This is a genomic window from Nonomuraea sp. NPDC050394, from assembly GCF_044459065.1.
In the GTDB taxonomy this organism is placed as follows: Bacteria; Actinomycetota; Actinomycetes; order Streptosporangiales; family Streptosporangiaceae; genus Nonomuraea.
In genome coordinates this window covers 239,206-258,067 of sequence record NZ_JBITIO010000003.1, presented here as the reverse complement: position 1 = coordinate 258,067, position 18,862 = coordinate 239,206, and the positions used below count along the sequence as shown (strand labels likewise).

Below are 18,862 nucleotides of genomic sequence, written 5' to 3'. Positions count from 1 at the left end.
ATCAACTCTGCGCAAACAGCACATGTGATTCAGGAAAGAAGTCCTAGTTCGTAACCCACCGCCAGTGCCTCGGCCCGGTTTCGGACATCCAGCTTGCTGAACAGGCGTGACTGAATGTTCTCCACGGTCTTGGTGGTGATGGCCAAAGCCTGGGCCGTCTGCCGTACCGAATGGCCCGTCGCTATGGACCGCAGGATCTGCAGCTCGCGGTCGGTGAGCGCCGAGCGCGCCGCCGCGCGCCTGCTCATCTCCGGTTGTACGGCCCGGCCCAGCTCACTGATCGGCACCACCGCGTCCGGCGCCGGAGACGTGATGACCTGGCCGAACGCCGTCTCGGTGACCACGACCACGCGGGCGCCGAGCGCGTGCATGTGGTGCCAGGCACCCGACTCGTCGATGATCACGGCCACCAGCGGGCGGCGGAGCATGAGCGTGTCGTCCTCGTGCGTCCAGCGGTCGCCGGCCACGAAGACCGGCAGGTGCTGCCGGATCAGGTTCTCCACGACGGCGTCCCGGCAGCTTCCCGGCCCGCCGAAGACGACCGCCAGCGGAACCGTGGCCGGCCGGGCCCCGGACCGGAACAGCAGGCCGAGCCGGGCGGCCAGCGAGACCAGGTTGACCCGGCTGTGCACCTCGGTCTTGGCGAAGATCCGGCGCATGTGGTTCTCGACCGTGGCCGGGGCGATGCCGAGCATCCTGGCCGCCTCCTGCACGCTGTGTCCCGAGGCGGCCAGCGCCAGGACGTCCAGGTCGCGCCGGGTCAGGACCGGCGGGTGGGCGGGGCGGGCACGAGGTTCGAACGGGCAGCGCCGTACCGCTTCGAGGAGTGCGGCCAGCCCGCGTGAGTAGGGCACCAGCGTCAGGCCCGCGCCCACCGCCCGCACCACGTCGCGCACGTCCATGCTCGCGTACGTGAGCACGAGGCCGCGGCCGCGTAATCCCGGGAGCTTGGCCATCACCTCCTCGAAGTCGTCCGCGACGTCGATCACTGCGACGTCGACGTCGCGGATGCGGCAGAGGCGTTCCAGGTCGGAGAGGTATTGGGTGAGCCCGGACAAGCTCAGGCCGGGCTGCCCGGTGAGGGCTGTGGCGAGCGCTTCGCGGAGCAACCGGTTGGCGGAGTGCGCGGCCACGTGGATGGCCATACGCAGAATGTACTCAAAAGAAGCTTTCTTGTCTGTAAACAGCCCTTACCGGAACTTGTCAGGGTGTCACTGTCCCCGGCTGGCCGGATCGAGCTTGGCGAACCGCAGCAGATCGACCATGGTGAACGTCCCCGGGCTGCGGCCCGGCAGCGTCGGCCGCCAGCTCGGACTGGCCGCGAGGTAGGAGCCGGGATCCTTCTGCAGCAGGCCGACGAAGACCTCGCCGATGAGCCGGGCGCCGACTCCTGCCAGCTGGATGCCGTCGCCGAGGTCCTGGCCCTCCTTGAGCACGTAGTACCAGAGCGGCGCGTTCGTGCCGAAGCCGAACGGGCCGAGCTCGGAGGTGTCGACGTGCGGGACGCCCATCGTCGTGGCCAGGCGCTGACCGGAGGGCAGCGACCAGGTGAGGTGCCGCAGCAGGTTGCGGGTGGCCAGCGAGATCGGCGGGTCGCCGCTCGGGATGGAGCGCAGCGGCAACTGGAAGAGCGGCGTGGACAGATGGGTGTCCATGCGCTTGTTCGTGCGTACCTGGCCGTCGCCGAAGTCGAAGAACGTCTGCCAGCCGATGAAGCGCCGTCCGGCCCGCGCGCCGCCCCGCAGGTCCACCGGGTCGGCCTGGCCCTCGGCCACCGGGTCGAAGATGAAGCCGAAGAACGGCTGGCCGCCGTCACCGGCCAGGTTGGCCCGGTAGGACGGGCGGATCATGCTGTGGCCGAAGCGGTAGGCGATCTGGAACTCCACCGGGATCGACGGCGCGCCGGGCGGCCGGTAGAACTGGCGGCCGAAGCGCAGGATGTGGTCCACGAGCGGCCGGCCGATGATCTGTGGCAGGAACTCGTTCAGGATGATCCACTGGTAGTGCCACAGGACCGTACGGCGGGCCGTCTCGAACAGGGCGTTCTCCGGTGTGCCCTGGGCGCGCAGGCGCTCGACGACCTTGTTGTGGAAGACGAGGAACGCCGCGTGCAGGCCCGAGATCATCAGGTTCTCGTCGTTGCGCGGGTCGCCGATGATCGCCCGCTGGTCCGGCTGTCTCGGCACGTCCTCGAACTGGCCGCCGCTCTCCACGCGCATCGTGATCCGGTCGGCGTTGAACAGGTGCGGGCTGGCGGTGGGGCCGCCGCCGTACACCGTGTCGAGGTCGAAGGCGGGGGTGCGCAGGTTCGGCGAGGACTCCGGCCGGGTCGGCACGCCCAGCGGTGAGGCGTTGTCGAAGGTCATGTCGTGGTCGAGGAACTGGCCGAAGAACGTGATGCCCGCGGTGTGGAAGGGGTTGTCGCGGTTGTTCGGGCTGAGCTCCGGGTTGGTGATCAGCCGGATCGGGCCCTCGTGCAGCGGATCCTTCGCGTCCAGGATGCCGCCCAGCTTGCCCATCTCGGTCAGCGCCGCCCGTACCTGGGGCGTCGCCTGGGCGAACGGGGGCAGGTTGAACACCCGGCCGAAGTTGTTGACCAGCGTGCCCTCCTGCTCGGCGCGTGCGGAGGCGGCGATGGCGGCGTCCAGGTCGAGCGCGGCGATCGCCGCGCTCGCCCCGAAACCGCCGAGGAAGGTCCGCCGGGTGACGGCGGACGGGTCCGTGATGGGTTGGGGTAACCATCCTCGACGCATCTTGCTTCCTCCTCTGTACGGGGGGTTCGACGGGAAGCGTCGTCGCGTCGGGAGTGTGAGCTTGGCCGCGAGAGCGGCGCAATGGCCCCAGGGTTCACCGGGTTTCCCAAGGGCTTCCCACCCTCCCAGGGGGTACAGGGGGCCCTGGGGGTGCCCGGCCCTCCCAAGGGGTCTGCGCGCATGACTGGTCGATCCGGATTTGTGGAGTTATGTTCGGGCTCCCCGGATCTCCCCGCAGAGGAGTGGCATGAGATCACGTCTGCTCGCCGTACTCGCCACGCTCACCCTGGTCTTAGCCGGAGGCCTGCACCAGGCCACCGGCGCGACCGCGCTCGCCCCGCCCGACATCCCCCTCGCCAACGTCAAGGCACACCTGACCCAGTTCCAGAGCATCGCCAACAGCAACGGCGGCAACCGCGCCCACGGCCGACCCGGCTACCTGGCCTCCGCCAACTACGTCAAGGGCCGTCTGGACGCCGCCGGATTCACCACCACCCTGCAGTCGTTCACCTACAACGGCGCCACCGGCTACAACGTCCTCGCCGACTGGCCCGGCGGCGACCCCAACGACATCCTCATGGTCGGCGCCCACCTCGACAGCGTCACCGCGGGACCCGGCATCAACGACAACGGCTCCGGCAGCGCCGCCATCCTGGAGACCGCGCTGGAGGTCTCCCGGCAGGCCCTGCAGCCGACCAAGCACCTGCGCTTCGCCTGGTGGGGCGCCGAGGAGCTCGGGCTGCGCGGGTCGCAGTACTACGTGACCAACCTGGCGGCCACGGAACGGGCCAAGATCAAGGCGTACCTGAACTTCGACATGGTCGGCTCGCCCAACGCCGGCTACTTCGTCTACGACGGTGACAACTCCGACGGCGTCGGCTCCGGTCCCGGCCCCGCCGGGTCGGCCGCCCTCGAGCGCACGCTGCAGGACTACTTCACCTCCGTCGGCGTCCAGACACGGGGCACCGACTTCGACGGCCGCTCCGACTACGGGCCCTTCATCGCACGCGGCATCGCCGCCGGCGGCACCTTCACCGGAGCCGAGGGCATCAAGTCGAGCGCCCAGGCGCAACTGTGGGGCGGCACCGCCGGGCAGGCCTTCGACGTCTGCTACCACCGCGCCTGCGACACGACCTCGAACATCAACGACACGGCACTCAACCGCCACGCCGACGCCGTGGCCTACGCCGTGTGGACCATCGCCACCGCCGTACCCCCCGTCGTGGTCTGGGAGGACACCTTCGAGACCGACAAGGGCTGGACCCGCCTGACCGGCAGCGCCACCACCGGCCTGTGGGAGCGCGGCGACCCCGAGGCCACGACCTCCAGCGGCGCCAAGCAACTGGGCACCACGGTCAGCGGCGTCAACGACCTGGTCACCGGCCGCCTCGCCGGTGCCGCTGCGGGCGACCACGACATCGACGGTGGCACCACCGCCATCCAGTCACCCGCGGTGACGCTGCCCAGCGGGACGGTGAAGCTGTCCTTCGCCTGGTACCTGGCCCACGGCAGCAACGCGAGCAGTGCCGACTACCTGCGGGTCAGGGTCGTCGGCACGACGACGGGCACGGTCTTCGAGCAACTGGGCGCCGCCACCAACCGCAACGGCGCCTGGACCACCTCGACGGTGGACATCTCGGCCTTCGCCGGCCAGAGCGTCCGCATCGTGGTCGAGGCCGCCGACGCCGCCACCGCCAGCCTCGTCGAGGCCGGCGTGGACGACGTCAAGATCATCCGCTAGCCGGTACGGCGCCGCCCCACCGCTCCGGGGGCGGCGCCCACCCACACCTCCTTGCACCGGGGGCATACGATGTTGCCCATGGCGCAAGATGATGGCGAGCTGGACAGCCTCGTACGCAAACGGATCCGGGCCCTGCGCGTGGCACAGGGCTGGTCGCTGGAGGAACTGGCCACCCGCGCCAACGTCAGCCAGTCCACGCTCTCGCGCATCGAGAACGGCCGGCGCCGCCTCGCCCTGGACCAGCTGGTCACCCTCGCCCGCGCCCTGGACACGTCCCTGGACCAACTGGTGGAGACCGCCTCCGACGACGTCGTCACCAGCCCGATGATCGACGGGGCCCACGGCCTCATGCGCTGGCCGGTGAAGGGCGACCCGGGCATGAGCGTCGTACGTCAGCGCATGACCGAGCCGCCGCCGGACAACCCCGCACGCATGCGCGCGCACCCCGGCCGGGAATGGCTCGTCGTGCTGTCGGGCACCGCGATCCTCATGCTGGGCCACCGCCGCTTCCGGGTCGAGACCAATCAGGCGGCGGAGTTCCCCACCATGCTCCCGCACGCGATCGGCGCCGAGGGCGGCCCCTGCGAGATCCTGGGCATCTTCGACCGCGACGCCCGCCGCGGCCACCAGCGCGACCGCGGCGACGCGGGCGGCGACTCCTCCCCATAGGAACCCCGCCACGGTGCGTGCCGGCGCCTCGCGGATGAGTCACCGGCCCGCCCGCTTTTGCTCGCCGAGCAGCCGAACCGCCCATCGTCTTGCCTTGTACGCAACCAATGATGCTCTCCGCGCAACCCGCTCGTAGGTTGTGGCCACGGTCCGCGTTCGCGGCCGGAGAAGGGAGCCACTCATGGCCGCACACCAGACCCATTCCCATCGGCGGCCCCCGGCGGGCAGCCCCGAGGCGCTCGCCGGGTACGAAGCCTGGCGCGAGGGCCGCTGGGAGGAGATCGCCGGCCCGAACGGCAAGGCCAAGGTCGTCGCCAACGGCAAGGTGACCGATCAGGACCTCCACACCATCCCCGGCATCCCCGGCACGTGGTCCACCAGCGCGACCGGCGCCCTGACCGTGACGGCGAGCGCCGGCGACGGCGTGCGGGTGGGCGGCGAGACAGTCGACGGAACCGCGGAAGTGGCGCCCGGCGGCTCGCTGGAGTTCTCCGGCGGACGCGTCGGCTTCGCCGGAGGCGGCGACGGGTCCTACGGGCTGGTCGTCATGGACCACCAGGCGGTCGAACGCGCCGGCCTCACCGGTATCGACACCTACCCCTATGACCAGGGCTGGGTCTTCGACGGCGAGTACCGCAGGGCCCCCGAGGGCCGCCGCATCGAGGTGGGACGACTGACGTCGCCGCGCAGCACCGAGGCCATCCGGGCCCCCGTCGACCTCGCCGTGACCATCGACGGCACCGAACACGTGCTGGCCGTTCTCGAAGACATGCCCGGCCAGCGCCTGGTGGTGTTCACCGACGAGACGAACGCGGACACCACACCCGAGATCGGACGCTGGCTCGTCCTGCCGCTCCTGGAGCCCGGCAGCGAGCTCACCGTCGACTTCAACAGGGCGACGCTCTCCCACCACCACCTGCAGCCGTCCGTCTTCGTCTGCCCCCTGTCACCTCCCGGCAACCACCTGCCGATGCGCGTCGAAGCGGGCGAACGCGCCCTGGTCTACACCGAAACCCGCCAGAACTGACCCACCGCACGTACGGAAAGCGAGACATCACCATGAGCCAGGACCTCAAGGACAAGGCCATCACCTACCTGCGCAGTCTGGAGAACGCCGACTGGGACACCGCCCGCGCCATGTGCGCGCGGACGGCCACCGTCTGGCACAACGACGGCAAGGGCGAGTCGGGCATCGAGGAGAACATCGAGGGGATGAAGGGGCAGATCCACACCATCGAGTCGATGCGCTACGACATCACCCGCCAGCTCTCCCGGCCCGGAGAGGTCCTTCAGCAGCACGTCGTGCACGTGGCCGCCAAGAACGGCGTACGCGGCGAGGTGCACGCCGCGGTGTACTTCCGCTTCGACGACAAGGGGCTGATCACCCGCATCGAGGAGTACGCGAACTTCATCCCCGCCGACTGAGACGGCCCCAGTCCGCACTGCGGGCGCGCCCGTTCGGCCTCACATTCTGGCTCTCAGCACGTCCACCTCGCAGCCCGGCGAGGACGGATCGAAGCCGTGCCCGATCAGCCAGCGGATCGCCCGCAGGCTACGCAACGACCACCACCCCCGGATCACGTCGAGGTCGACGCCGGCGCCGTAGCCGGCCAGGACGTCACCAAGACGCTCCTCGTGTCCGAGCGTCAAGCTGGCCAGGTCGTACAGGGCATCGCCCCGGGCCGCCTCGGACCAGTCGAGCACGCCGGTGACCTGGTCACCCTCGACGAACACGTGGGTGATCTGCAGGTCGCCGTGCGTGAACACCGGCGTCCACGGCCGGAGCGCGGCCTCGGCGACCTGGCGGTTGCGGGTGACCAGGTCGGTGGGAAGGACGCCGTTGGCGATGAGCCACTCGCATTCGCCGTCGAGGTGCGCGGCGATCTCGTCGAGGCTCCGGCCGGGCCACGGCGGCAGCGGCGCCTCGTGCAGCTTGCGTACGGCGGCGCCCGCCGCCGCCCACGCCGCCGGTGACGCGGCCGACGGCTCGCCGAGGCGGCCGAGCGCGGTGCCGGGGAGGGCGGCGAGCGCGAGCACGGGCGGCCTGCGCCACAGGATCTCCGGAGTCGGGACCGGCGCCAAGGCCATCGCCTGGACCTCGACGTCGGTGCGCGTCCGATCGGCGTCGATCTTCAGGAACACCTCACCGACGCGCAGGGTCGCGCGCTCGCTATGGGCGACGACGACCTCGACCTCTTCCACCGTCGACCTCTCCACGTCGACCTCTTCCACGTCGGCCATTGTCGCGGGGCCGGCCGCGAATGTCGCCAGGATTTTCCGTGCGACCGCGCGACCCTGCTTCCCGACCGGGTGGCCACCCTCCTCCGCCGCGAACTCCTTCCCCGCGCCCTCCGTGCAGCGCGGGCCCCGTGAACACGCCCTTGGCCGCCCAGCTCCCGGCCAGGCTGCTGTTTTCTGCGAGGCGACCCGACCGGCGCCGCCAACCTGAGCGGCTGGGCCAAGGGCCAGACCAGGCAGCCGATCAACTGGCTCATCGAGGCGGCCACGGCGGCTGGTGGTTCTTGGTGTGCATGCGACGGCGGGAGATGCCGGTTCCGCGGATACGTCAGGACTTCCGGCACACCGACCGCACGATCACGGACCCCGAGGGCGGCAAAGGACTTTTGGCCAGGGTGGGAGCCGGAAGCTTTCGCTCGGCTGCGCGGACAGTCTTGCCCCACGCCCGAAAGGGCGCGAGGCAAGACGGTGCTGGTGGACGATACTGGGATTGAACCAGTGACCTCTTCCGTGTCAGGGAAGCGCTCTCCCGCTGAGCTAATCGTCCCGGGTATTTCATTGGAGGTGGAGACGGGATTTGAACCCGTGTGGACGGCTTTGCAGGCCGCTGCCTCGCCTCTCGGCCACTCCACCGAGCGAGGCCCAACCTGCGGCCTCTCCGAGCGGAAGACGGGATTCGAACCCGCGACCCTCACCTTGGCAAGGTGATGCTCTACCACTGAGCCACTTCCGCGTCCGCCGCTGCTCGCGGCGACACAGCAACTCTAGCGGGTTTTTGGAGTGGATGCTCACTTGCGCAGCTGACGGGCCACGCTGCGTTCGGTCGCCGGGAGGCTGAGGAAGATCTCCAGGATGCGGGTGAGGCGGTGGACCTCGATCCGGTGGAAGGCCGGGCCGTCGGCTCTGGCCAGCATCAGCGTGAGGGCCAGCGGCGGAAGCGGGGCGTGGATGAGGTGCAGGCCGGTGTCCAGGGTGGTCGCCACGGGGCGGGGCGGATTCTCTGGCGGGAGGATGATCTCCTGAGGGGCTCGCCAGCTTGAGTAGACGGTCGCCTCGGAGGTGGCGGCGGCGGCCCAGTCGGCGCTGAACAGCACCGGCAGCGAGTCGATGAGCGTGGTCAGCGCGCGCTCGCCGGCGGTGGTGATGTATTTGAGTATCTCCAGCTCGGGGTAGGTGCCGGCGGCTTCGCGGGTGGCCCAGATCGCCTCGACGCGTACACCCTGGACGGTCAGCAAGCCCTTGGCCAGCGTCTCCTTGGGGGTGCCGTCCGGGCAGAAGACGGTGATGTCGTCCACGGCCCGCCCGCCGCCGCGCTCCAGGACGGTCAGCTGCGTGATGTCGGCTCCGGCCACGCCCAGCACCCGGGTGACCTGACCGAGCGAACCCGGCCGGTCGGGCAGCGTGAGCCGTAGTCGAAGCAGCATCGTTCGCCTCCCCATCGATCGCAGCTCACAGCGTATCGGCGATGGTCGTTCGGGGTGCTGTCATCACGAATCTGCGCGACTTTCTGTTACGGCACGCACCCCCAGATACCGGTCATTCCCCCAGGGATGAACCGCCACGCCCCTCCGTGACGTCGTTGTGCGTGAAGTCGGAGGTGTGGAGTGAGGATGACCCCCAGAGGCGCACTGGCCGCGCCGGCCCTGCCGGCGGCAGCCTGCGGCGCGGGCCCCACCACGGACGCCGGGCTCGCCCCGTCCCCGCCGGGTTCGGTCATCTCGCCGTTCGCGCCGGGTCCGGTCGCCTCGCCGTCCCCGCCGGGTTCGGTCATCTCGCCGTCCTCACCGAGGGCAGGCCCGCGACCGAGTTCGGTCCCGACGGGCCGGCGGCGCTCGGCGGCGAGGAGGTGCGGCGCCCCGCCCGACCTGGAGCGGTGGCGCATCGTGGCGGAAGGGCCGGTCTGGGTCATGCCAGGCCGGGACGATCGTGTGCCGCTGGACGCCGCGATCCACCCCGTGAAGCGGATCCGGTAAAGGTCAGGCGGGTTCGGTGATGGCCAGGCGGTCGGCGGCCCACAGGACGGCGGCGTCGTAGTCCACGGTGCCGAGCACGGTCAGGCCGCCGGGGCCCGGGTTCTCCACGAGGTCGGCCAGTGACGGGGTGGCGACCACGCTGACGTAGCCGACGCACCACTCGGCGATCTCCGCCTCGCGCTCGGACCAGAACGTGTGGATGATCTCCAGTGCGCCCTTCTCGGGCGCCTGGCGTTCGCGCTGGTCCACGACGACGGCGAAGCGGCGGTTCTCGGCCCTGGCGCGGGCGAGCACGTCGAGCATGCCGGCGTTGAGGCGGCCGGCCTCCGCGACGGTGAGGCGCCCGTTCTGGGAGGCGATGACCAGAGGCCACCGGCCGAGGTCGACGAGGTTGCCCATGGGCATGGCTCCTTAGGTGACATAAGTCTGCAAAACCGGTCAAACATATCGCGCAATACAGATGTGATATTAGGTGAGGCTAACCTAAATTACCGCACTGGAGGAAGAGCATGAGGCCACGCGTCCCCGTCCGCCCGGCCCACGGCACGGTCTACGCCGAGGCCGCGGGCGTGTGCTTCGGATATGGCGGTGAGCAGGTGCTGCAGGGCGCCGACCTGGCCGTGTTCGCCGGGGAGGTGCTGGCGCTCGTGGGGCCCAACGGCTCCGGCAAGTCCACGCTGCTGTCGGTGCTGGCGGGGGACCTGCGGCCGCGGGCGGGAGCCGTACACCTGGACGGGCGGGCTGTGGCCGCCTGGACGGCGCGTGAGCTGGCGCTCCGGCGGGCGGTGCTTCCCCAGCGGCTCGATCTGGCCTTCCCGTTCACGGTCGAGGAGGTCGTGGGCATGGGGCGGGCGCCGTGGGCGCGTACGCCGCAGGAGGAACTGGACGCGCGGGTCGTCGAGGCCGAGCTGGAGCGGACCGACGTAGCGCGGTTCAGGACGCGGGCCTTCCAGGAGTTGTCGGGCGGCGAGCGGGCGCGGGTGGGGCTGGCGCGGGTGCTGGCGCAGCGCACGCCGATGCTGCTGCTCGACGAGCCGACCGCCGCGCTGGACATCCGCCACCAGGAGGCGGTGCTCTGCCTGGCGGGGGAGCGGGCGCGTGCGGGTGACGCCGTCGTCGTGGTGCTGCACGACCTCGCGCTCGCCGCGGCCCACGCCGACCGGGTGGCGGTGCTGTCGGAAGGAGTCGTGCGGGCGTGCGGGACGCCCGCGCAGGTCCTCGGTGAGGAACTGCTCAGCCGCGTGTACGGCCACGCGGTCGAGATACTGCCCCACCCGCGCACGGGGGTCCCGCTGGTCGTTGCCAGGCGCTGAGTTTCCGTCAAAGGGGGGAAGTCGGCTACAACTGAACAGGTGAAGATTGGGCCGATGGGGGTGTGGCCGCCGGTCGTGCTGGCGCCGATGGCGGGGATCACGAACGCGCCGTTCCGCGTGCTCTGCCGTGAGCAGGGCGCGGGGTTGTTCGTGTGCGAGATGATCACCACGCGGGCGCTGGTGGAGCGCAACCCCAAGACGCTCAGGATGATCAGGTTCGCCGACGAGGAGCGGCCGCGCAGCATCCAGCTCTACGGCGTCGACCCCGAGACCGTCGGGCGCGCGGTCAAGATGATCGCCGAGGAGGACCTGGCCGACCACGTCGACCTCAACTTCGGCTGCCCGGTGCCCAAGGTGACCAGGCGCGGGGGAGGTTCCGCGCTGCCGTACAAGCGCAATCTGCTGCGGCGGATCCTGCGCGAGGCGGTGCGCAACGCGGGCCCGCTGCCCGTCACCATGAAGATGCGCAAGGGCATCGACGACGACCACCTCACCTATCTGGACGCCGGGCGCATCGCGGTCGAGGAGGGCGTCGCGGCGATCGCGCTGCACGCGCGCACCGCCAAGCAGCATTACGGCGGGAACGCCGACTGGGCGGCGATCGCGCGGCTCAAGGAGGCGGTGCCCGGGGTGCCGGTGCTCGGCAACGGCGACATCTGGAGCGCGGATGACGCGCTGCGCATGGTCGCCGAGACCGGCTGCGACGGCGTCGTGGTGGGGCGGGGCTGTCTCGGGCGGCCGTGGTTGTTCCGCGATCTGGAGAACGCCTTCAACGGCGATCCGTCGCGCGCGAAGCCGTCCCTGGGCGAGGTCGCCGATGTCATGGAACGGCATGCCGAAGGGCTGGCCGGCTGCTTCGACACCGAGCGGTACGCGGTGGCCGACTTCCGCAAGCACGTCGGCTGGTACCTCAAGGGCTTCACCGTCGGCTCCGAGCTGCGCCGCGCGATGACCACGGCCGAGTCGCTGGACGAGCTGCGGACGGCCCTGGCCAAGCTCGACCGCGACCAGCCGTGGCCGCCCAACACCGACACCCCGCGCGGCAAGTCGGGCGAGCGAGACCGGGTGCACCTGCCGGACGGCTGGCTGGACGACCCGTGGGACAGCCACGTGCCCGCCGACGCCGAGTCGGACATCTCCGGAGGTTAGGGCAACCAGCCCGCTTCGGTGGCGATCTTGACGGCGTCCACGCGGTTGCGGGCGTTGAGCTTCATGACGATGGCCGTCAGGTAGTTGCGCACGGTGCCCACCGACAGGCCGAGTCCCGCCGCGATCTCCGGGGCCTCGGCGCCGTCGGCGGCGAAGCGCAGCACCTCCAGCTCGCGCGGCGACAGCGGGTTGTCGCCCGCGTCCCAGGCGGTCAGCGCGACCTGCGGGTCGACCACCCGCCGCCCCGAGGACACCTCGCGCACCGCCTCGGCCAGCCGCGCGGACGGCGAGTCCTTCAGCAGGAAGCCGGAGACCGACGCCGCCAGCGCCCTGCGCACGGTGCCGGGCCGGCTGAGGCCGGTCAGGATGAGGGTCTTGCAGGAGGGCAGCTCCTCGTGCAGGAGCTGGGCGGCGGTGAGGCCGTCGATCGCGGGCAGGTCGATGTCGATGATCGCCACGTCGGGGCGATGCCGCAGCGCCAGCGGGAGGATCATGTCGCCGCTCTCGGCCTGGGCCACGACCGTGAGGTCGGCCTCGAGGTCGATCAGCGCCGCGAGGGCGCCGCGCACCATGCGGACGTCCTCCGCGATCAGGATCTTCAGAACGCGCACTGACCCATCCGAACAGCAGATTGTCTGGTTCGGCCGGCCCCTCTCGCGTGCCCGTGCCCGTGGGCGTGGCCTGACCCTGATCGTAAGTCGTCGCGACATGACCGTCTAGGCGCCGCCTGGCACCTCCGCGACCACCACGAACCACCCCTCCGCACCGGGGCCGGCGGTGAGGCTGCCGCCGAGAGCCTCCACGCGGGTACGCAGGTTCGGCAGCCCGGTGCCGCCCGGCCGGGGCAGCGTGCCCGGTTCCACGCCGTCGTTGGCGACCCGCAGCCGCACCGCGCCCCCGCTCTCCTCCGCCTCGATCACGCAGCGCGTGGCCTTGCTGTGGCGCAGCACGTTCGTGGTGGCCTCGCGTAAGACGATCCCGAGCACGGTCTCCACGTACGGCGGCAGCGGCCCGCAGGCCAGGTCGAGCGTGGCCTCGATGTCGGCCGAGGTCAGCGTGGACATCGACGAATCGCCCTCGGCGGCCAGCGACATCGCGTGGGAACCGCTGGCCGCGCCGCCCACGTCGACCAGGGCCTGCCTGGCGATGTCCAGCGACTCCTCGGCCTCGGCGCGGGCACGTTCGGGCGAGCCGGGCAGCAGCCGGTAGGTCAGCTCGGTCTTGAGCGTGATCGCGGACAGGTTGTAGCCGAGCAGGTCGTGCAGGTCGCGGGCCACGCGCAGCCGTTCGCGCACGACGGCCATCCTGGCCAGCGAGCCGCGGGCCGCGTGGATCTCGAAGACCAGCGCCTGCAGGGAGGTGATGCCGTAGACGATCAGGCCGGTGAGCAGGGTGAACACGGCCGCGTAGACGATCGAGATGGGTGCCAGGCCGGCCGCCGCGGTGGCCGCGGCGATGCTGGCGGCGACCGCGGTGTACAGGGCCCAGCGCAGCGGGCCGGGCACCCACAGCAGGATCGAACCGGCCAGGAAGCCCGCCATCGCGCCCCATCGCTGACCGGCCCAGAGCAGCGGCAGGTAGGTGGCGGCGGCCTGAACCGACAACGTGAGGGCGCGGACGCGGGGCGGCCAGCGGCGGGCCAGGTCGGAGGAGTGCGCGAGCTGCAGGGCCGAGATGAGCGCGAAGCAGACCGCCGCCGCTGCCAGGCCCGCGCCGCCGAGTCCCTCCGAGACCGAGAACACCATGGTCACGCCGGCGTAGGCGGTCAGCACCACGACGGTCATGACGACCGCGGTGCGCGGGGCCCAGGGCGTGGGCGGGGCCGCCGGACGGCGTGGCGGGGCCGTACCGGAGATCTCGACCGAGGTCTGGCCGGACGGCGGGGCGGCGTCCGCGGCCGCGAGCGGCACCCGCGCGGTGAGCAGGAAGCGGCCGTCGGCCTCGTGCACGGCCGACAGGGTTCCGCCCACCGCCTCCACGCGCAGCCGCAGGCTCTCCAGCGCGGTGCCCGAGCCGGCCGCGGCGCCACCGGCGCCGTCGTTGACCACGCTCAGCAGTACCGAGCCGGCCGCCGCGCGCGCCTCGATCCGGCACGAGCGGGCGTCGCTGTGGCGCAGCACGTTGGTGGCCGCCTCGCGCAGGACGATCGCCAGCACGGTGTCGGCCTCGCCGGGCAGCGGGCCGTCCGGGATCACGGCCCGGGTGTCGATCCCGGCGGAGACCAGCGTGGACAGCGCCGTCTCCGCCTCGGCGGCCAGCGACATCCGCCGGTAGCCCCAGGCCGCCGCCCGTACGTCGGCGAGCGCCTGACGGGCGGTCTGCAGGGCCTCTCCCACCTCCTCCCTGGCCCGGTCGGGGTGGCGGGGCAGCAGCCGGGAGACCCGCCCGATCGTGCGCGTGATGGCGGAGAGGTTGGCGTCCAGCAGGCCGCGCAGGTTCCTGGCGACGCGCAGTTGCTCGCGCACGACGGCCATCCTGGCCAGCTCGCCGCGGGCCGCGTGCGCCTCGGCCACCATGGCGGCCAGCGAGCTTACGCCGTAGACAATCAGGCCGCTCAGCAGCGTGGACTCGGCCAGCCAGAACGCCGTCACGGCCGATACGCCGTGCGCGAGCGCGAGCGGCGGGATGCTCGCCCCGACGGCCAGGTAGAGCGCCCAGCGCCACGGGCCGGGCACCATGAGCAGCACCGATCCCGCCAGGAACCCGGCCATTCCGCCCCAGGGCCCCATCCACAGCAACGGCAGGTAGGTGGCGAGCGCCTGCGCGCCGAGCGTCAGCGTCCGCGACCACCACGGCCAGGTACGCGGCTCGCGCGTCGAGTGCGCGAGCTGCAGGGCGACGACCACCGCGAAACAGGCGGCGAACCCGGCCAGCCCGTCGCGGGTGTGGCTCCAGACGACGTTGATGAGCATGTCGAGCGCGAAACCGGCGACCACGGCCCGGGTGATCGCCACCGGACTGCGGGGCAGCCATCGCTCGCCCGCCGAGCCCAACGCGATCCAGGTCGTCCCCATCGGTCCCCCGGGTGTCGTCCTTGGTGCACCCCGGCCACGCGCCCTACCCGAACGGCTTCACCCTAACCCGGAGCGCGCCCGCCAGGCCCGGGCCAGCCGCGCCGCCGCCCTGGCCGGCCAGTCGGCGCCGTTGCGCGGCCGCCGCTCGCACCGGTCGCCGCGGCGTTCGTCCGGCATGCCGACGGCCAGGGCGGCCAGGCTCGACTCGGCCCGCCAGTCGGTGCCGAGGACCCGGGCCGCGCACTCGATGTCGCCGCCGTCTGCCGGCCGGGAGCGCAGGCCGATGGCGGTGGCCACCATCGACAACGACTGCACCAGCAGGCCGAGGTCCTTGAGTGCGAGCACGTAGCCCAGGCCGCCGTACTTCCACGACAGCCGCCGGAAGCGCGCGGTGACGACGATCAGCAGCGGCGGCGGGCCGGGCAGGTTGGCGGCGATCGCGGCGGCGTCGAGCAGCTCGGCCGGCCCGGCGGCGGTCAGGAGCTCCAGCCGGTGGCCGAGCGGGTCGTAGTGGTAGACGCCGCGCGCCAGGCCGGTGCACCGGTGCGCGACCACGTACAGCTCGAAGGGGTAGCAGCCGCCGCTGCTCGGGTAGGGGCGCTCGCTCAGCTCCGCCCGCGGCCGGTCGGCGGGCCGGCTGAGGGCACGCACCCGGGCCGCCCGGTAGAGCAGCTCGCCCAGGTCGCGCGCGGTCGGCGGCGCGGCGGGGAAGCGCGGCTCGCCCGGCCGCGCCTCCAGCACGGCGCTGAGCGGCGGGTCGTGCGCGAGGACCTGCGCCCAGCCGGGCCGCGGGAGCGCCACCACGGGTCCCGTCGCGGGCACCACCACCGGCTCGTCCGGCTCGCGGTCGCCGCCCGGGTAGGTGGCGCCGTAGTCGCCGTCGTGGCGGCCGAGCGTGGCGCGTGTGTGGAACATCAGGTCCAGCGGCGACCAGGAGGCCAGCACCGGGTCCTCGTCCTCGGCGAAGCGGGCGGGCGGCCCGGTGTCCTCGGCCGCCACCACCATCCCGGCCGCGAGCAGATAGCCCAGCAGGTCGGTCAGCGGCGGGGCCGCCACCCGCTCGGGCGGCACGGGCGCGCCCAGGGCGGACAGGAGCCATACGGCCCGCGGCCCGTGCAGCACCACCCGGTGCAGCGACAGCGGGGACTCCAGCCGGTAGGAGGAGCCGTCGGTCGTGAGCGTCGCGAAGCGCGAGAGCCGTACCGGGCGGCCGGGGGCCGGTTCCTCCGGCAGGAAGCGGGCCTGCGGGGTGAGCGGCACCACCGACAGCACCAGCTCGTCGGGGCCGAACCCCATCGAGCGCACCACCATGGCCGCGCAGCACTCCAGCAGCCGGGCCAGCGCCGCGCGGTCGGCCGGGTCGGCCAGCACGTTCTCCAGCCGGATCGGGCCGAGCGTCATCCGGCGCAGCGCCTCGCGGATCGCCGGGCACTGCGGCGGCAGCCGTACGTCGTCCCATCGCCCGTGCAGGGTGAGCCGCCCGGTGTCCTGGTCGGTCTCGACGTGGACGTCCTCGCGGAACGACCACAGCTCCAGCCGGGCGGCCCTCACAGGAACAGCGGGACGGGGTTGAGCCGCTCATAGGGCGTCGGCTCGGCCAGGCGGCCCGCGCGCACCGGCGCGTCGTAGAGGCGGCCGGGGGCGAAGCGGGCCCAGAAATGCCGCAGGCCGGGCACCACGACCTTCACCACGGGCAGCCCGATGTCGGGGCGGGTCTGGTCGAGGACCAGCACGTCCAGCCCGTGCCGGCGGGCCAGCGCCGTGACGGCCCCGACGTCCGCGCGCAGGTCCGCGCGCGGACGGTGCGGGTGGTCGGCGGGCCCGGTCCGCGGCCGTCCCGGATCGGGCAGCAGGTACGGCAGGCCGCCCACCCGGGCTCGCGCCCACCACTCGGCCAGGCGTGGATCCACCGCCCCGTACCCGGTGCCGTCCGGCCGCGAGTCCAGCACCGCGGGCAGCAACTGGCCGTGCTCGGCCAGCGCCCTGCTCACCGCCACCCGCGGATCGAAGTGGGCGCCGAAGCCGAGCATCACGTCCTCCGCCGCCCGGCCGGTACGCCGCGAGACCGCCGCCATGACGGGCACGCCCAGGTCGGAGGTGAGGTCGAGCACCCAGATCTCCCGGTGTAGCTCGCGGTAGCGCGCGGCCAGCCCGGTGATCGCCGGGTCGCCGAAGGCGTGCAGGTCGACGCCCGGATGGCGGGTGCGGTTGTACCACCACTGGGCGACCGCGTCCCGCTCGACCAGCTCCAGGAAGCCCTGGACGAGCGCGTCCTCCAGGCTGGCGCCCGCGGCGTTGCCGTTGGAGTCGGCGCGGGCGAAGACGGGGCCGGCGGCCTGCCGTACGCCGTGGTAGTAGAGCAGCTGGGTGGGCAGAAGGCGTTGCTCGCCGGTGACGAGCGAGCACAGCGGCGTCCACTCCACCGGGGCGTGCTCGTCGAACGGCTCGGGGACGAACTGGCAGTCCATCTGCCCGCCGCGCCCGGCGTTCCAGCGCTCGCGGTCGCGGTACTGGCGCTCGTGGAAGAGCATGACCTCGTTCGGGTGTACGGCCTGCGGTCCCAGGCCCGCGAGGCTGTCACGGAGCGTGAACTCCTCGCCCAGGCGCGAGCCGCAGTGGCGCTCGACCGCCTCGCACAGCGCGCTGACCCGGGCGTGCAGGTCGGTGGCGCCCTTGCCGCCGCTGTGCCGGCGCAGGCCCGCCCGGATGCCGGGCAGGCCGCCCGCGGCCATGGCGAGGTTGGGGCCGGACAGGTAGCAGTGCAGGAAGCCGGGGGCGCGCGGGTCGCGTCTGACTCGCTCGACGACGCCGGTCAGCGGGTCGGCCAGGTGGGCGTGGCGCTCCCACATCAGCTCGGGCGCGAGCGCGCGGTGCTCGCCTGCCGCCTTGGGGCGGGAGCGGAGGCGTACCGGCCGGGGCGGTCGCGGCTCCGGGTCGCCGCACGCGGGACACTGCGGGCGCCGGGCCACGGGGTGGCGGGCCGATTCCAGGGTCAGGGTGTTGAGCGTCCAGACCGCCCGCTGTCCCGGATGGCGGTGGCCGGCCAGCCACTTGGCCGCTTCGAGGACGGCCGCCTGCAGGCCGATGGCCGTGGTGGCGGGCAGCGAGGTCTCGGGCGGGTGGCACGGCCTGGCGTGGCCGCCGGCGCGCTGCAGGTAGGACTCCACCATGCGGCGCCCGCCGAGCCGCGCGGCCAGACAGGCCAGGCAGGGGCCGTGGCCGGGCTCGAAGAACGGGCCGACCCAGACGTCGGCGCCCGTCGGCTTGGCCAGCAGCCACGGCCGGCCCTCCTCAAGGTGACGGGCGTTGAGCGCGGCCAGCCGGGCGTCGAGGTAGTCGTCGCAGAGAACCAGGGGGAAGGCCGCGGGCCCGCCGAGCACCAGCCCGGCCTCGCGGCACGCGCGGGCCGCGGCGGAGGGGTCCACGTTGCCCAGGACCGTCAGCGCCACCGGGCGCGCGGCCAGGCCGGTCGCGACCTCGTCGGCGTCGAGCCCGGCCAGGTCCCAATAGGCGGCGCGGGCCCCGCCGCAGGCTCCGGAGCGGTAGGCGATCAGGTCGGCGTCGGCCAGGCGGTCCAGCAGGTGGCCCAGGCGGCGGGCCGGCACCTCCGGCGCCAGCTCCCGCTCCAGCTCGCCGACGTTGCGGGTGCCGTTGAGCAGCGGCGCCAGCCGGTCGATGCCGGTGCCCGACAGCGCGATGGCCCCGCGGGCCGAGACCAGGAACACCCCCTCGCCGGGGACGGTCTCGGCCCGCAGGTGCCGCTTGAACGCGATCGGCCGGTCGGCGCTCATCGCGCGAAGCCGGACGTGCACCACGTGGGCGCGGCGAAGGCCGGAGCGTCACCGAGGTCCTCGATGACGAGATCGTCCGTCACACCGCAGTCGGCTTCCCATCGTGCGACCACGTCGAATGCCATGATGTCCCTCCACTGGTCGGTACGCCGATTGTCCGCCTTTCTCCAAGCACCGTGAAGTTGCCCGGTCACGGCCGGGACATGAATCTTTCACGGGCG

Annotated in this window: 17 protein-coding genes and 3 tRNA genes; 7 read left to right on the top strand and 13 right to left on the bottom strand. The window is 72.4% G+C overall.

Annotated elements, in window-relative coordinates; translation table 11 throughout:
* Positions 1-29 precede the first annotated feature (29 nt).
* Positions 30-1,145, bottom strand: coding sequence for a response regulator transcription factor (locus ACIBKY_RS14285; RefSeq protein WP_397097087.1), 1,116 nt, complete (start codon positions 1,143-1,145; stop codon positions 30-32).
* 66 nt (positions 1,146-1,211) lie between these two features.
* On the bottom strand, positions 1,212-2,753 hold the full coding sequence (locus ACIBKY_RS14280; protein ID WP_397097086.1) for a heme peroxidase family protein: 1,542 nt from the start codon (positions 2,751-2,753) through the stop codon (positions 1,212-1,214).
* A 247-nt stretch (positions 2,754-3,000) separates the two neighbouring features.
* Between ACIBKY_RS14280 and ACIBKY_RS14275 the strand changes: the two genes are divergently transcribed.
* From ACIBKY_RS14275 to ACIBKY_RS14260, 4 genes are all read left to right on the top strand, one after another.
* The gene (locus ACIBKY_RS14275) at positions 3,001-4,494 is read left to right on the top strand and encodes a M28 family peptidase (RefSeq protein ID WP_397097085.1); all 1,494 of its coding nucleotides are present in this window, start codon (positions 3,001-3,003) and stop codon (positions 4,492-4,494) included.
* A gap of 78 nt (positions 4,495-4,572) precedes the next feature.
* Positions 4,573-5,163, top strand: a complete 591-nt coding sequence (locus ACIBKY_RS14270; RefSeq protein WP_397097084.1) for a helix-turn-helix domain-containing protein — start codon at positions 4,573-4,575, stop codon at positions 5,161-5,163.
* Positions 5,164-5,344: 181 nt separating this feature from the next.
* Positions 5,345-6,190, top strand: a complete 846-nt coding sequence (locus ACIBKY_RS14265) for a DUF1684 domain-containing protein (protein WP_397097083.1) — start codon at positions 5,345-5,347, stop codon at positions 6,188-6,190.
* 32 nt (positions 6,191-6,222) lie between these two features.
* Positions 6,223-6,588, top strand: coding sequence for a nuclear transport factor 2 family protein (locus tag ACIBKY_RS14260; protein ID WP_397097082.1), 366 nt, complete (start codon positions 6,223-6,225; stop codon positions 6,586-6,588).
* A 39-nt stretch (positions 6,589-6,627) separates the two neighbouring features.
* On the opposite strand, the gene ACIBKY_RS14255 is transcribed toward ACIBKY_RS14260, so the two are convergent.
* The 5 genes from ACIBKY_RS14255 to ACIBKY_RS14235 form a co-directional block, all read right to left on the bottom strand.
* A complete protein-coding gene (locus ACIBKY_RS14255) occupies positions 6,628-7,395 on the bottom strand; it encodes a phosphotransferase family protein (RefSeq protein WP_397097081.1) in 768 nt (255 codons plus the stop codon).
* Positions 7,396-7,873: 478 nt separating this feature from the next.
* Positions 7,874-7,948, bottom strand: a tRNA-Val gene (locus tag ACIBKY_RS14250).
* Positions 7,949-7,960: 12 nt separating this feature from the next.
* Positions 7,961-8,034 (bottom strand) — tRNA-Cys (locus tag ACIBKY_RS14245).
* Positions 8,035-8,062: 28 nt separating this feature from the next.
* A tRNA-Gly gene (locus ACIBKY_RS14240) sits at positions 8,063-8,134 on the bottom strand.
* Between the two features lie 55 nt (positions 8,135-8,189).
* Positions 8,190-8,825 (bottom strand): amino acid-binding protein, encoded by a 636-nt coding sequence (locus ACIBKY_RS14235; protein ID WP_397097080.1) that lies wholly within the window; start codon positions 8,823-8,825, stop codon positions 8,190-8,192.
* Between the two features lie 186 nt (positions 8,826-9,011).
* On the opposite strand from ACIBKY_RS14235, the gene ACIBKY_RS14230 reads away from it, so the two are divergent.
* Positions 9,012-9,374: a hypothetical protein gene (locus tag ACIBKY_RS14230; RefSeq protein WP_397097079.1), complete on the top strand. Its 363-nt coding sequence runs from the start codon at positions 9,012-9,014 to the stop codon at positions 9,372-9,374.
* Between the two features lie 3 nt (positions 9,375-9,377).
* Here ACIBKY_RS14230 and ACIBKY_RS14225 read toward each other — a convergent pair whose 3' ends face one another.
* On the bottom strand, positions 9,378-9,773 hold the full coding sequence (locus ACIBKY_RS14225; protein ID WP_397097078.1) for a hypothetical protein: 396 nt from the start codon (positions 9,771-9,773) through the stop codon (positions 9,378-9,380).
* Positions 9,774-9,883: 110 nt separating this feature from the next.
* Here ACIBKY_RS14225 and ACIBKY_RS14220 point away from each other — a divergent pair, with 110 nt between their 5' ends.
* Both ACIBKY_RS14220 and dusB read left to right on the top strand, forming a co-directional pair.
* Positions 9,884-10,687 (top strand): heme ABC transporter ATP-binding protein, encoded by an 804-nt coding sequence (locus tag ACIBKY_RS14220; RefSeq protein WP_397097077.1) that lies wholly within the window; start codon positions 9,884-9,886, stop codon positions 10,685-10,687.
* Positions 10,688-10,726: 39 nt separating this feature from the next.
* Complete coding sequence (dusB, locus tag ACIBKY_RS14215; RefSeq protein WP_397097076.1) at positions 10,727-11,836, top strand: tRNA dihydrouridine synthase DusB; 1,110 nt, start codon at positions 10,727-10,729, stop codon at positions 11,834-11,836.
* Here dusB and ACIBKY_RS14210 read toward each other — a convergent pair.
* The 5 genes from ACIBKY_RS14210 to ACIBKY_RS14190 form a co-directional block, all read right to left on the bottom strand.
* Positions 11,833-12,447, bottom strand: coding sequence for a DNA-binding response regulator (locus ACIBKY_RS14210; RefSeq protein WP_397097075.1), 615 nt, complete (start codon positions 12,445-12,447; stop codon positions 11,833-11,835). The two genes, dusB and ACIBKY_RS14210, sit on opposite strands and share 4 nt — an antisense overlap.
* Before the next feature lie 105 nt (positions 12,448-12,552).
* Entirely contained in the window at positions 12,553-14,850 is a 2,298-nt protein-coding gene (locus ACIBKY_RS14205) for a sensor histidine kinase (protein ID WP_397097074.1), read from the bottom strand.
* A gap of 57 nt (positions 14,851-14,907) precedes the next feature.
* Complete coding sequence (locus tag ACIBKY_RS14200; RefSeq protein WP_397097073.1) at positions 14,908-16,401, bottom strand: SagB family peptide dehydrogenase; 1,494 nt, start codon at positions 16,399-16,401, stop codon at positions 14,908-14,910.
* Positions 16,398-18,641, bottom strand: a complete 2,244-nt coding sequence (locus ACIBKY_RS14195; protein WP_397097072.1) for a TOMM precursor leader peptide-binding protein — start codon at positions 18,639-18,641, stop codon at positions 16,398-16,400. The genes ACIBKY_RS14200 and ACIBKY_RS14195 overlap by 4 nt, the downstream gene beginning before the upstream one ends.
* Complete coding sequence (locus ACIBKY_RS14190; RefSeq protein ID WP_379625973.1) at positions 18,638-18,766, bottom strand: hypothetical protein; 129 nt, start codon at positions 18,764-18,766, stop codon at positions 18,638-18,640. Before ACIBKY_RS14190 ends, ACIBKY_RS14195 begins: the two co-directional genes overlap by 4 nt.
* Positions 18,767-18,862: the final 96 nt, after the last annotated feature.

Coding starts and splice junctions, on each gene's coding strand:
- ACIBKY_RS14275 (WP_397097085.1), top strand. CDS start 3,001: ATGAGATCACGTCTGCTCGCCGTACTCGCCACGCTCACCCTGGTCTTA.
- ACIBKY_RS14265 (WP_397097083.1), top strand. CDS start 5,345: ATGGCCGCACACCAGACCCATTCCCATCGGCGGCCCCCGGCGGGCAGC.
- ACIBKY_RS14195 (WP_397097072.1), bottom strand. CDS start 18,641: ATGAGCGCCGACCGGCCGATCGCGTTCAAGCGGCACCTGCGGGCCGAG.
- ACIBKY_RS14230 (WP_397097079.1), top strand. CDS start 9,012: ATGACCCCCAGAGGCGCACTGGCCGCGCCGGCCCTGCCGGCGGCAGCC.
- ACIBKY_RS14270 (WP_397097084.1), top strand. CDS start 4,573: ATGGCGCAAGATGATGGCGAGCTGGACAGCCTCGTACGCAAACGGATC.
- ACIBKY_RS14285 (WP_397097087.1), bottom strand. CDS start 1,145: ATGGCCATCCACGTGGCCGCGCACTCCGCCAACCGGTTGCTCCGCGAA.
- ACIBKY_RS14280 (WP_397097086.1), bottom strand. CDS start 2,753: ATGCGTCGAGGATGGTTACCCCAACCCATCACGGACCCGTCCGCCGTC.
- ACIBKY_RS14220 (WP_397097077.1), top strand. CDS start 9,884: ATGAGGCCACGCGTCCCCGTCCGCCCGGCCCACGGCACGGTCTACGCC.
- ACIBKY_RS14205 (WP_397097074.1), bottom strand. CDS start 14,850: ATGGGGACGACCTGGATCGCGTTGGGCTCGGCGGGCGAGCGATGGCTG.
- ACIBKY_RS14260 (WP_397097082.1), top strand. CDS start 6,223: ATGAGCCAGGACCTCAAGGACAAGGCCATCACCTACCTGCGCAGTCTG.
- ACIBKY_RS14190 (WP_379625973.1), bottom strand. CDS start 18,766: ATGGCATTCGACGTGGTCGCACGATGGGAAGCCGACTGCGGTGTGACG.
- ACIBKY_RS14235 (WP_397097080.1), bottom strand. CDS start 8,825: ATGCTGCTTCGACTACGGCTCACGCTGCCCGACCGGCCGGGTTCGCTC.
- ACIBKY_RS14225 (WP_397097078.1), bottom strand. CDS start 9,773: ATGGGCAACCTCGTCGACCTCGGCCGGTGGCCTCTGGTCATCGCCTCC.